Consider the following 12,319-nt stretch of genomic DNA (forward strand, 5'->3'; position numbering starts at 1 on the left):
TTGGATTAAGTGGATAATGAATTTACTTGTTCTCTTGTTTGTCCTCTGCAAGCTGTCGGATGGCGGCTTCCATGTCACCACCGAGTTTCTCCGCCAATGCCCTCACCTCCAGTTTCTCACTTTCCTCAGTCGTATAGGCAAGATATTCCTGCGTGGACACCTCTGTGGCATATACTGCCGACTGCGTTCCGCCAAGTCCTATCCATACTTCCTTGTAGAGACGTGACGGGTCGTTTGACTGGTTGATGGAGAGAATCTGCGACTTCTCCTTTTCCGTCAATCCGAGCAATGACTGTATCTGCTCGAACTTGTTCATGAACTTCCTCTGGTCAAGGAGTATCTTGCAGTCTGAGTTGTTGATGATACTGTCCTTCACGATAGCGGAGGATATGATGTCCTCGACTTCCTGCGTCACCACAACCGCCTCACCGAAGAATTTTCTGACCGTCTTATAGAGATACTTGATATAGGACGCCATGTTTGCCGAAGCTATTGCTTTCCATGCTTCTTCTATCACTATCATCTTACGGATGCCTTTCAGGCGGCGCATCTTGTTGATGAACAGCTCCATGATGATGATGGTCGTGACTGGGAACAAAATTGGATGATCCTTGATAGCATCAATCTCGAAAACGATGAACCGCTTGTGCAGCAGGTCAAGCTCCTTGTCTGAGTTCAGCAGATAGTCGTATTCGCCACCCTTGTAGTAAGGTTCCAGCACGTTGAGGAATCCGTCTATATCAAAATCTTTCTCACGGACTTTCTTTTCTTCCAGCACCTTGCGGTATTCCGTTCCCACAAACTCATAGAAGGTATTGAAGCACGGCACGATGTCGCTTTCCTCTTTCAGTTTACCGATGTAGAGCGACACGGCATTTGACAAGGCAACCTCTTCCGCTCGTGTGGCAGGCTCGTTGTCCTTCTTCCAAAGCGTCAGGAGCAATGTCTTGATGCTCTCTCGCTTCTCGATGTCAAAGACCTTATCCTCGGTGAAAAAGGGATTGAATGAGATGGGACTCTCATCCGTATAGGTATAGTAGATACCGTCCTTTCCGCCTGTCTTTCTGTTGATCATCTCGCAGAGTCCCTGGTAGGAGTTTCCCGTATCGACCAAGACCACATGCGTGCCTTGCTCGTAATACTGTCTGACGAGATGGTTCATGAAGAAGGACTTCCCGCTTCCCGAGGGTCCGAGCACGAACTTGTTGCGGTTGGTTGTCACGCCTTTTCTCATCGGCAGGTCGGAGATGTCAATGTGCAGCGGCTTGCCACTGATGCGGTCTGCCATCTTGATGCCGAACGGTGATGGAGAATCCATATAGTTGGTTTCCTCCGTGAAGAGGCACACTGACTGCTCAATGAAGGTATGGAAACTCTCCTCTGACGGGAAATCCCCCTCGTTGCCGGGTATCGCTGCCCAGAAAAGTGTCGGACAATCCACCGTATTGTGGCGTGGCACACATTCCATGCTTGCCAACTGACTGCCCACATCATTGCGAAGATGCTTCAACTCTTCCATATCCTCGCCCCATGCCAGGACATTGAAATGGGCACGGACAGACTGCAACCCCTGTGAGTGAGCCTCGTTCAGATACTCGTCAATCCATTCCTTGTTGATGGCGTTCTGTCGGCTGTACCTTGACAGCGAGTGCATGTTACGGGCGGTCTTCTCAAACTTCTGCAAGGTCTCGTCACTGTTGTCTATGAATACATACTGGTTATAGATATGGTTGCAGGACAACAGCAAGCCAACTGGAGCGGCAAAGGACAGACGGCAGTCACTTCGGTCAGTTGACAATCGCTCAAAGCGGTTGTCCGTAGATACTTCCGTTGGCAGGTCTTCCGTTTGTGACAAGGTATGCAGACAAAGATGTTTGTTTCCTATACGCATACCACTTGCAGACAATTCCATATCCTCCAAACATTGCACGTTCTCCGTGGAGAGCGAGAAGTACTTGCCTACAAGTCCCGTTGTCCGTTCCGTGCCTGTGATTTCCTCATCCGTCAGTCTGCGTAAGGAGATATAGCCGGAGTCGTTGATGATTCTTGCGAACTGCTCCACGGCATCGAGGAATCTTGCGACCGTTTCCTTGTCCTTGATTTCCTTGGGGATGATATGCCCACGGCACAAAGTGGAAAAATTACTTTGGTGTGCCATGCGCTCCTTGGTGGTCTTGGTGAGGAACAGGTAACACTGGTGATGCAGGTAAGGACGCTCATTGAAGTGTCTCTCGTAGCTTCTTGACAGAAAGCTCATATCGCTATTCTGCAAGTCCGGCGAATAATTCTCTTTCACGAACCAGTCCTGCTTGTGGACAATGCTGTAGTCGGGCAGCACCTTGATAGCCTTGCACCATGCGGCATGTACCGACTCATACTCCTGCGATGTTACCGTGAAGATTTCGGGGAGCGTCACCTCGTAGGCGACCGTGATGTCGCCATCCTTGGAGATAATGCAGCCTTGCTCCACGGCAAGCAACGGGAATTTGCTTTCAAGGGTGCTTGATTTTCTGATATTTCTCATTCTTCTTTCTTTTTATGTTTGAACATTCGGTTTGTTTTCCTTCGGTTGAGGATATAGCGTGGATGGCTCTTGGCGGCAAGAAGCTTCATCAGTCCATGCTCTCCGTACTTGTTGTTCAGGTGGAATGTTCCCCATACAAGCAATGATCCGAGCGTGAGACCCAAGCCGATGCAGACCAGTTGGTCCGCACCTGCCATATAGAGGACGACCACAAGGAAGAAGACGGCAAGCAGTCCACCTGCAAAGATGAAGAGGTACTGTGCCTTCAGTCCCTTGAACTCAACCGAATGACCGATGCCCTTGTTGATTGGGTAGTCAGCCATAAGTCTTATACCTTATTATATTATAAGAAGAACGAGCGGAGAATGGTTGCGCTCACGATGAGGAAGATGCAGGCTCCGAACCAGCTTGCGGCAGTCTTGCTCGTGTCGGGGTCGCCAGATGAGAACTTGCCATACACCTTGATGCCTCCGATGAGACCCACCACAGCACCGATGGCGTAGATGAGCTTCGTGCCCGGGTCGAAGTAGGAGGTCACCATGCTTGTTGCCTCGTTGATACCTGCAAGTCCGTTGCCTTGCGCAAATGTCTGTGATACGGCTGCGACAATCATCGCAGCGAGAAGAATGATTCTGTTTTTCTTGTTCATAAATCGTTTTTTGTCTGTGCCTTGGGGATTGGATTGTCCCGTCTGGCGGTTGATACTTTTGTTTACTCATGCGGCATGATGCCGACTTGTGGATTCAGTGGCGAGCTGAGATTTTAGCCGTAGTCTTTCTTTTTCATTGGTGTACTTTAAAATTATTGTTAGAGGCGATATGCCTTGAGTCCCTCATCAAATGCAGCCTTGATTTCGGCAGCATGGATAGCAAAATGCTCGTTGATGATGTTGTCTATGAAACTTGCTACAGTAGCCTGTCCTTTACCAACCACATTCACAAACTTCATAATGCGCTCATGTGTCTCTTCTTTGATGCATACCTGTTTACCATTTCTTGCGGTAAAATCAGCTTTGGACATAAACTTGTCTATATACCCAACTTTCTTTTCTGCTTGGGATGACACTGTTACATTTACAGTGGACTGAATACTGATGTATTCCTTTGTCACACCATTCTTTCTTTTTCTGTTTCTTTCCATTGTTCTCTAAATTTTATTGTTATACAAAATCGAGGATATTGAAGTCCTCTATGCTGTCTGGCACTTTAAACACCTTCTTTGACTTGGATATTTCTTCTATCTTGTGAGTTTGCAGGTAGAAGGTGACAAATTCATGAATGTTTTTCTTGCACTCCTTGCTGTTCTCCATGAATTTCTCATAGAATTGGTTACCATCCATCTCGTGGAAGACCTTTCCTGCATGTCGTTTCTCCTTGTCCGTAGCTTTTGAAGCCTTGACCGTCTTCACGGCTGTATCTATGTCCTCAAAACTTGTTCCTTTTGCTTGCGGTACATCGGCATCGTCCTCATCGTCTGAATACTTCACACCGACATCTTCTATGCGGACATTTGTAAACACATCATCCAGTAGTTCATCAGGAATCCTTGCCGTGTTCTTTGGTGGATCCTCGAATGTCACGTCATTCTCAGACACAGGATCTGACTCAGTTTGCTTCTGTACCGTTTCTTCTTTCTTTCGCAGTTGGGACACTTTGAAAAGGCTTTTGCCTACAAGTGCCATCGGGTCGATGGGTGGCTTTTCCTCTTCTTCCTTATTGTTCGCAACTTCAAGGAGCAACTTGTTGTAAAAATAGATAGTCCAGACATTGAATGCAACCAAAACTATCATGAATATACTTTCCATTGTCATGCTTATTCCTTTTTATTTGTCATACATTCCAGTCATCTATCTCTTTTCTCAGCAAGCCGTTGATTTCTTCCTGGTTCTCTTCAAGATGTCTCTCAAGAATAAGGTCGATATAACCACCAACTGTCAACTCATGCTTTGCGAGCACACTGACAATCCTCGAAATTCTCTTGTGTATCTCACGACTGATATAAACGCATTGACGAGTCTTTATCTCGTTTCGTTTGAGAAATGCAGCATCATAACTTTCAGAAGAAACCTTGGATGGCTTGCGTGGGGCTGCAGGCTTATCCATCAGTGAACGTGGATTTTTCTTTTCACCCTCTTCTTTCTCTTCGGTATCCTTCACTTGGTTTTGAGAGGCTCCATTAAGGACGGATGCCGTTGTCGTGCCTATCTTGCTCTTGCCAACAGAGGCAATGAGCAGACTTTCATCTATTGCATCGGTGTTAATTTTTCTGCTTACCATAGGCATTATGTTTTTATAATTTCACAAATTTCGTCAGACAATTCCTTGATGCCACTTCCTCGCAACAGATTCGGGTCTGCGGGGAAGATGGTGGAACGGAACACAGCCTTTCGATTCTCCGACAGTTCTCTTCTGAAACGCTTGCTGTCTGGAAGTCGTGTATTGAGAAGTGAATAGCCGAGAGAAGCAAACATTCCTTCATACACTTCATATAAATTCGTGCGTTCTCGTTTATCAACCATCGTCCAGAAGAATGCAAGTTCCTTGGTGACCGACCAACCCTGTGTCAAAAAGTTGTCGTGGAACAACTGCATGAAGCTCATTGCGCTTTCTACAACAAAGCGGTCTGCGCTGATGGGTACAAAGATGTAATCCATCTGAGACAAGGTCTTCNAAGATGAAGTCAAGTTTAACCTCTGTTTCATTCAACACTGTCTCTGCGTCGTCAAGCGCATTGACAGCATTGCTTCTCGTTACGCTGAAGGACTTCTTGCCCAGCTTTTTGAAATGCTCACAGGCTTGCGCCTTGAAATAGTCGCTGCTTTTGATGAGTTCCAGTTCCTCGTCTCGCAGGTCTGCAAGGTTGTATTGTGGCTCGTCACAATCTATGACCGCCACATTGAAGCCCTTGACATTGTGAAAGTAGTTGGCTACAAGAGCCGTGATGGTGGATTTTCCGATTCCACCTTTCTGTGTCGCGAATGCAACAAATCTTGTTTTACTCATATCTTTAACTTTTTAATTTGTTGATAACTCACTTCCATGATTTTCTGCCAATTTAATGATATGAACACATAAGTGTCCATGTCTATAAGTCATTGCTCCATTATGGAGACCTTGAACCATTGCAGTGCTTCATCATTTCCATACGACAGTACGACAGTGAATCATTAAGTCTGTACGTCAATAGCGCATCATTGATGCAAGGCGATACTGCAATAATGACAGATTTATTCATTGCTACAAATGCTTGTTTCACCATATTTTCAAATCATTAGTTCAATGTTTACGGCTGCAAAGTAACAACGAAAAATCCGAAAAACAATGGTTTTCAAATCCTGTGGCAGCATGTTGCCGATAGTTGCAGTGGTTGTCTGGGGTGCATCTGTTCCAAGGGTGCTATTTTAGCCGTAATTTTGCACCCGAAAGGCAAAGCGATGGATGGCGCATCCATATCGTTCCGAGAYGAACAAGGCTTGATGRTCCGCAAAGGACTGGATTTCCCGAACAGCTTCCATTCGGGATGGGGACAGCTTCTTACGAAGGCTAACTTCAATCCACCCTAAGCGGATTTTTATGTCCTCAAAGACATAGCAAGGTATGTTTTGAGTTACTCAAAACCTTTGGAGTTACTCTCCAAAGACCTTGCCCTGCCGGGTTGGTAGCCTCTCCGAAGTCGGGCTCCCCATGTTCCAATCTGACGATAGTTAGCACTGTTCCATCATTGCCGTATGTACCACTTAATCCATTTTATATGAACACAGAAAGAAAACGAGGGGGACGAATCCCCAAGCTGAACCCGAAGTCGCACCATGTGATGCTTCGGTTCGACGATGACGAGTGGATGAAATTCCTCGTCATGTATGAGCAGACTGATGTGAAGGCAAAGGCTGTTTTTGCCAAGGCACGCATCTTCGGCGAGCCGTTCAAGGTGCTGCGCGAGGACAAGACACTGGTGGAATACTACACCAAGCTTTCTTCTTTTCACTCGCAGTACCGAATGATTGGCAACAACTACAACCAGGTTGTCAAGGAACTCCGTTGTCATTTCTCAGAGAAAAAGGCGATGGCTTTACTCTATAAACTGGAGAACTGCACCAGGGAACTGGTCTCTCTTACCCGTGAGATTGTTGAACTAACCCGTAAGTTTGAGGAAAGATGGTCGCCATCAGAACAGAGAAGCCTGTCGTGCATATATCCTTGAATCCGCATCCCGATGATGTGCTGACGGATATGGACATGGAGAACATCGCCCGTGAATACTTGGAGCGCATGGGATATGGTAACCAGCCATACATGGTTTACAAGCATGAGGATATCGACCGTCATCACATGCACATCGTGACCATCCGAGTGGATGAGAACGGCAAATGCTTGAACAGCCGATATAACTACCACAGGAGTAAGGCTATCACCCGTGACTTGGAGGAGAAGTACAATCTCCACAAGGCAGACCGCAAGCAACGCCAGACAGACAATCCACTCCGTAAGGTGGATGTGAGCCAAGGCAATGTGAAGAAGCAAGTTGCCAACACAGTAAAATCTCTCTGCGCCACCTATAGGTTCCAGTCCTTGGGCGAATATCGTGCACTTCTTTCCTTATATAATATATCCTTGGAGGAAGTCAGAGGCGAAGTTGGCGGTCGTGAGTATCATGGTTTTGTCTATTCTGCCACGGACGGACAGGGCAATAAGGTGGGAAATCCTTTCAAGGCTTCCAAGATTGATAAATCTGTCGGCGTGGAGGCGATAGAAAAACGGTTCGCTTATTCTACCAAGAAGTTCAAGGAGGAAAAGAAACTCTCCGAGATGACCCGTCATAGCGTGGAAGCTGTCTTGAAGCAGACGTACCATAAGGATAAGTTCATAGAACTGCTGAAAGCAAAGGGCATTGATGTTGTTTTCCGACATACAGCTGACGGCCGTATCTACGGAGCAACATTCATTGACCACCGCACTCAAAGCGTTTTCAATGGTTCAAGGCTTGGAACGAATCTTTCTGCCAATGCCCTGCAGGAGCACTTCACCTTGCCTTACGAGAATGAGCAGCCGATACCACTTACCATTCCAAAGGAAAATGGCACAATGCCGGAACAAGAGCGTCACGATTCTGGCTTGTTCGATGAATACGGCAGCGGTCTTGGACTCATGTCTGGAGGAGGTTCATCAAATGAAGCACAGGAGGCTGCGTTTGACAGAGAACTACGCAGAAAGAAAAAGAAACGAAAAGGGCGAAGCCTTTAATCGTATTATCAAGGTATAACTTCAAAACTGAAAAACAATGGCACAAGAAGACGATTTGAGAGCACTGGGGAAAATTATGGATTTTCTCCGTGCTGTGAGTATTATACTTGCAATAATGAATGTATATTGGTATTGCTACGAGGCAATGCACATATGGGGAGTGACAATCGGAGTTGTTGACAGGATCCTTATCAACTTCAACCGTACAGGTGGTTTGTTTCATTCCATTCTCTATACCAAGCTGTTTTCGCTTCTGCTCCTGGCACTCTCATGTCTGGGAACCAAGGGCGTGAAAGCGGAAAAGATGAGTTGGAACAGGATTTGGACGGTTCTTGCTGTTGGCTTCTTCTTGTTCTTCCTCAACTGGTGGATATTATTGTTGCCTATATCTAATTTGGGCAATGCCACGCTGTACATKTTTACAATGACAGCYGGTTATATCTGCCTYTTGATGGGWGGACTMTGGATGAGCKGACTCTTGAAYCACAACCTCATGGAGGATGTGTTCAATAATGAGAACGAGAGTTTCATGCAGGAGACRAAACTCATGGAGAACGAGTATTCCGTCAATCTGCCAACACGATTCTATTACAAGAAYAAATGGCAGAGAGGATGGATCAACGTGGTCAATCCGTTCCGAGCGACCATCGTGTTAGGTACACCGGGTAGTGGTAAYTCCTTTGCTGTAGTGAACAACTACATCAAACAGCAGATAGAGAAGGGGTATTCAATGTATATCTATGATTTCAAGTTTCCCGACCTTTCMACGATTGCCTACAARCACATGATGAACCATCAGAATGGATATAAGGTCAAGCCCCAGTTCTATGTCATCAACTTTGARGATCCTCGCAGAAGTCATCGCTGCAATCCGATTCACCCGGATTTRATGAGTGARATTTCCGATGCTTARGAYAGTGCATARACKATKATGCTCAACCTCAARAAGACGTGGGTTCAGAAGCAGGGCGACTTTTTCGTGGAGAGTCCGATTATCCTCTTTGCAGCCATCATTTGGTACCTAAGAATCTACAAGAACGGGAAGTATTGTACCTTTCCCCATGCCATCGAATTGCTCAACCGCAGATACGAGGATGTCTTTCCGATACTGACGAGCTATCCCGAACTGGAGAACTATCTTTCTCCATTCATGGATGCATGGCAAGGTGGAGCGATGGAGCAGTTGGCGGGTCAGATTGCAAGCGCAAAGATTCCGTTGTCACGAATGATTTCACCACAACTCTATTGGGTGATGTCCGCAAGCGAGTTTACACTCGACATCAACAATCCCGAAGAACCGAAGATTCTATGTGTCGGCAACAATCCCGACCGTCAGAACATTTATGGTGCTGCACTCGGCTTGTACAATAGCCGCATCGTGAAACTCATCAACAAGAAAGGACAACTCAAATCATCCGTTATCATTGACGAGTTGCCGACCATCTATTTCAAGGGTTTGGATAACTTGATAGCCACGGCACGAAGCAACAAGGTGGCGGTGTGTTTAGGCTTCCAAGACTTCTCGCAGTTGGTTCGCGATTATGGAGACAAGGAGGCWAAGGTGGTTATCAATACSGTTGGTAATATCTTRAGCGGACAYGTCGTTGGCGAYACCGCCAAGACTTTATCCGAGCGTTTCGGCAAGGTGCTCCAAAAGCGRCAGTCRATTTCCATCAACCGTCAGGATGTCTCTACATCCATCAATACCCAGATGGACAGTCTCATRCCGCCAAGCAAGATTAGCGGWCTRACCCAAGGTATGTTTGTCGGCTCTGTTTCCGACAACTTCACCGAYCGCATAGAGCAGAAGATCTTCCATGCCGAGATTGTCGTTGACACCGACAAAGTAAAGCGAGAGGAAAGCCATTATCAGCCTATCCCTATCATTAACGATTTCAAGGATACCAATGGCAACGACTGCATGAAGCAAGCCATACAGGACAACTACAATCAAATCAAGGAGGATGTCAAGCAAATTGTCAAGGACGAGTTAGAGCGTATCGCCAACGATGAGAACTTGAAGCACTTGATACAGAAATAGGAACGACAAAGGCAGTGGATATTTGCCACTGCCTTTGTCGTTCCTATTCATTCAATAAGGCTTTACCTTTTGAGGTAAGCATATATTTTTGCCCAGGGTGTTTAGGATTCTCTGGGTGTAACTGTCCAACATATCCTTGCTCAATTGCTGGATATAGATATTTATCAAGAAAATGGGTCTTATCTTTCAAGGACATTATCTCCATTATCTCTTTTGCAGACAAAGTCGCAGTACCTATTACAGATATAACCTTTTTGAGCTGTGGGGTAGCTGTGGGGTAACTGTGGGGTGACTGTGGGGTGACTACCACACTGCTTCTATTATATTTAAAAACGACCCATACAAAATTACCATCCGTATTGATTTCCGGAGCAGGCAATCCGACACGCTTACATTCACCTACCATCGTGCTTATACCACGTCCCCAACTTTCCAAAATTTTACTCTTGTAGAGTACATTGGCAATTATTGGATTCTGTGGTTTGGAATCATGCTCCTCCATTAGACGCTCTATTGGCAGATCTGCAGGAAATGTTCCCGTATTTCTTATTTCTACCCGGTCATCATAAATGGCAATGCTGACTGAACTCCCAGGGTGATGATAGGACCTATGACAGAAAGAGTTGATACAACTTTCTCTCAAAGCCTTGTAAGGGATGCTCAGTTCCTCTTCACGATACAGACCATTTATCTTTCCAGACAATGAGAGGTGTTTAAAGAAGAATGCCATTGCTGCATCAAGCAGTTCATATATGTTGCCTTCCGCACGTTGGTTGTCAATAAACTCTTCCTTTGTAGTTCCCTTGAAACGTGCCATACGAAGCAAACACTGTGGATAATCATACAACTCTTTGCCGAACAATACGGCAGCGGCATTATTCAGTTTCCCGTCATTGAGTAAACGGAACTTTTTCAGAATGACAGGTATCTCCTCACGTATTGTCGTTTCAGGAAGTCTTCCGTTTCTTATTCCCTCTCGAACAGCACCGAGAATAGCATTTTCGTCCAGATCCGCTATTTTCAAGTCAGGATTAATCATCGCTTCCCAACCATACTTGCCACCTCGTTCCATCAATAAGTGATTGTACCGTTCCTGTGGCATGACGGTTGTGGTGCTTTCAATTCGCTGATAAGCTCTTCCTTTGTATGTGAAAGGACGCATAAAACGTTGCTCCTCAACAAAAATGACAATGACATATTTTTCAGTGCCGGGAATAGCAACATAGGTGATTTCTAAATCCACAAAAGGCTCTATACGATTGACTGCTTCTGCAATAGAACGTTTTGTACTGTCAGATACCGTTTGTCCTATGATTTTTCCATCGTCCTTTACTCCATAAAGGATTGTGCCGCCCTCACCATTGAGAAATGCGCATAGAGTCTCCATCGAACGATCTAATTGACCTGTCGATTCCTTAAACTCCAAGCTATTCCCCTCTTTCTTTATTGTTAGGGCTTCTATATCTTGATATGTCATGTTTGCAAGTTTTGTTACTATTAAAATTGCAAAAATACAGATAAATATCCAAAATTGGGTGTTTCTGTAAAAATCTTAATGATTATTATACAATTATCCCAAATAATGGCGCAATTTCATCGTCTCATTCTTTCCAATTCATCATCCCTCCGCATTTTCTCATTCAACTTCTCCTGCATCTTGTCCAGAAAATAGGTGCGACTATAGTTCTTGCGTCTTCTGATGTCGGTATAGAAACGATAGCAGTCCTTGGCTTTGATACCGAAGAACTGGTACATGGCTTGCGCCAAGTCCTTGAATTTCACATCGCCATCGTTCACGCTTCCCATTACGCAGATGCCATATACCATTTCTACAAGGTCAACGGCATTGCCNCGCATAGAGCAGAAGATCTTCCATGCCGAGATTGTCGTTGACACCGACAAAGTAAAGCGAGAGGAAAGCCATTATCAGCCTATCCCTATCATCAACGATTTCAAGGATGCCGATGGCAACGACTGCATGAAGCAAGCTATTCTGGACAATTACAACCAAATCAAGGAGGATGTCAAGCTGATTGTCAAGGACGAGCTGGAGCGCATCGCTGGTGACGAGAGCTTAAAGCATCTCATACAGAAATAAACAATAAGGCGAGTAACTTTTAGGAATTGTCCTTTCTGTTACTCGCCCCTGCATACATATATGGGATTTATCGTTTTTTATCGTCTCATTCTTTCCAATTCATCATCCTTTCGCATCTTGTCGTTCAACTTCTCCTGCATTCTGTCAAGGAAATAAGTACGGCTATGGTTCTTGCGTCTTCTGATGTCGGTYTAGAAACGATAGCAGTCCTTGGCTTTGATYCCGAAGAACTGGTACATGGCTTGCGCCAAGTCCTTGAARTTCACATCGCCATCYTTCACGCTTCCCATTACGCAGATGCCATATACCATTTCTACAAGGTCAACGGCATTGCCYGTCCATTTRACTAATGGRTTTYATTCTGATGATACTGGCGGAGAGGCTTCTGAAGTGGATGTYGTCACATGAAGATGATA

General features: G+C 45.5%; 8 protein-coding genes and 6 pseudogenes. 4 read left to right on the top strand and 10 right to left on the bottom strand.

What is annotated here, in order from left to right; all coding sequences use genetic code 11:
• Nucleotides 1-22: 22 nt before the first annotated feature.
• The 7 genes and pseudogenes from BN4609_RS08955 to BN4609_RS08985 all read right to left on the bottom strand — a co-directional run bounded on the left by BN4609_RS08955 (nt 23) and on the right by BN4609_RS08985 (nt 5,526).
• Nucleotides 23-2,524, bottom strand: coding sequence for a TraG family conjugative transposon ATPase (locus BN4609_RS08955; RefSeq protein ID WP_068856394.1), 2,502 nt, complete (start codon nt 2,522-2,524; stop codon nt 23-25).
• A complete protein-coding gene (locus tag BN4609_RS08960) occupies nt 2,521-2,847 on the bottom strand; it encodes a DUF4133 domain-containing protein (protein ID WP_068856395.1) in 327 nt (108 codons plus the stop codon). The genes BN4609_RS08955 and BN4609_RS08960 overlap by 4 nt, the downstream gene beginning before the upstream one ends.
• A 20-nt stretch (nt 2,848-2,867) precedes the next feature.
• On the bottom strand, nt 2,868-3,173 hold the full coding sequence (locus tag BN4609_RS08965; protein WP_068856396.1) for a DUF4134 domain-containing protein: 306 nt from the start codon (nt 3,171-3,173) through the stop codon (nt 2,868-2,870).
• A 158-nt stretch (nt 3,174-3,331) separates the two neighbouring features.
• Entirely contained in the window at nt 3,332-3,664 is a 333-nt protein-coding gene (locus BN4609_RS15790; protein WP_084791466.1) for a DUF3408 domain-containing protein, read from the bottom strand.
• 19 nt (nt 3,665-3,683) lie between these two features.
• Nucleotides 3,684-4,334: a hypothetical protein gene (locus tag BN4609_RS08975; protein WP_068856397.1), complete on the bottom strand. Its 651-nt coding sequence runs from the start codon at nt 4,332-4,334 to the stop codon at nt 3,684-3,686.
• 19 nt (nt 4,335-4,353) lie between these two features.
• A complete protein-coding gene (locus BN4609_RS08980) occupies nt 4,354-4,800 on the bottom strand; it encodes a DUF3408 domain-containing protein (RefSeq protein ID WP_068856420.1) in 447 nt (148 codons plus the stop codon).
• Nucleotides 4,801-4,805: 5 nt separating this feature from the next.
• A pseudogene (locus BN4609_RS08985) lies at nt 4,806-5,526 on the bottom strand (ParA family protein).
• Between the two features lie 748 nt (nt 5,527-6,274).
• Between BN4609_RS08985 and mobA the strand changes: the two are divergent.
• The 3 genes and pseudogenes from mobA (at nt 6,275) to mobC (ending at nt 9,805) form a co-directional block, all read left to right on the top strand.
• A complete protein-coding gene (gene mobA / locus BN4609_RS08990) occupies nt 6,275-6,724 on the top strand; it encodes a conjugal transfer protein MobA (RefSeq protein ID WP_068856398.1) in 450 nt (149 codons plus the stop codon).
• Nucleotides 6,688-7,764, top strand: a pseudogene (gene mobB, locus BN4609_RS08995) (conjugal transfer protein MobB); the annotation flags it as partial. The gene mobA and the pseudogene mobB, both read left to right, overlap by 37 nt.
• Nucleotides 7,765-7,801: 37 nt before the next feature.
• Nucleotides 7,802-9,805, top strand: a pseudogene (gene mobC, locus BN4609_RS16980) (conjugal transfer protein MobC).
• Nucleotides 9,806-9,848: 43 nt separating this feature from the next.
• Here mobC and BN4609_RS09005 read toward each other — a convergent pair.
• Complete coding sequence (locus BN4609_RS09005; protein WP_068856401.1) at nt 9,849-11,282, bottom strand: ATP-binding protein; 1,434 nt, start codon at nt 11,280-11,282, stop codon at nt 9,849-9,851.
• 116 nt (nt 11,283-11,398) lie between these two features.
• A pseudogene (locus BN4609_RS09010) lies at nt 11,399-11,656 on the bottom strand (RteC domain-containing protein); the annotation flags it as partial.
• Here BN4609_RS09010 and BN4609_RS16190 point away from each other — a divergent pair.
• A pseudogene (locus BN4609_RS16190) lies at nt 11,655-11,903 on the top strand (conjugal transfer protein TraG); the annotation flags it as partial. The pseudogenes BN4609_RS09010 and BN4609_RS16190 sit on opposite strands and share 2 nt — an antisense overlap.
• A gap of 191 nt (nt 11,904-12,094) precedes the next feature.
• Here the strand turns inward: BN4609_RS16190 and BN4609_RS17245 are convergent.
• Nucleotides 12,095-12,238, bottom strand: a pseudogene (locus tag BN4609_RS17245) (RteC domain-containing protein); the annotation flags it as partial.
• Nucleotides 12,239-12,319: the final 81 nt, after the last annotated feature.

It is taken from the genome of Leyella lascolaii, assembly GCF_900079775.1.
Classification (GTDB): Bacteria; Bacteroidota; Bacteroidia; order Bacteroidales; family Bacteroidaceae; genus Prevotella; species Prevotella lascolaii.

What these genes read in the sequence shown, in the direction of transcription:
- BN4609_RS08955 (WP_068856394.1), bottom strand. Translation starts at nt 2,524, where the DNA reads ATGAGAAATATCAGAAAATCAAGCACCCTTGAAAGCAAATTCCCGTTG.
- BN4609_RS08960 (WP_068856395.1), bottom strand. Translation starts at nt 2,847, where the DNA reads ATGGCTGACTACCCAATCAACAAGGGCATCGGTCATTCGGTTGAGTTC.
- BN4609_RS08965 (WP_068856396.1), bottom strand. Translation starts at nt 3,173, where the DNA reads ATGAACAAGAAAAACAGAATCATTCTTCTCGCTGCGATGATTGTCGCA.
- BN4609_RS15790 (WP_084791466.1), bottom strand. Translation starts at nt 3,664, where the DNA reads ATGGAAAGAAACAGAAAAAGAAAGAATGGTGTGACAAAGGAATACATC.
- BN4609_RS08975 (WP_068856397.1), bottom strand. Translation starts at nt 4,334, where the DNA reads ATGACAATGGAAAGTATATTCATGATAGTTTTGGTTGCATTCAATGTC.
- BN4609_RS08980 (WP_068856420.1), bottom strand. Translation starts at nt 4,800, where the DNA reads ATGGTAAGCAGAAAAATTAACACCGATGCAATAGATGAAAGTCTGCTC.
- mobA (WP_068856398.1), top strand. Translation starts at nt 6,275, where the DNA reads ATGAACACAGAAAGAAAACGAGGGGGACGAATCCCCAAGCTGAACCCG.
- BN4609_RS09005 (WP_068856401.1), bottom strand. Translation starts at nt 11,282, where the DNA reads ATGACATATCAAGATATAGAAGCCCTAACAATAAAGAAAGAGGGGAAT.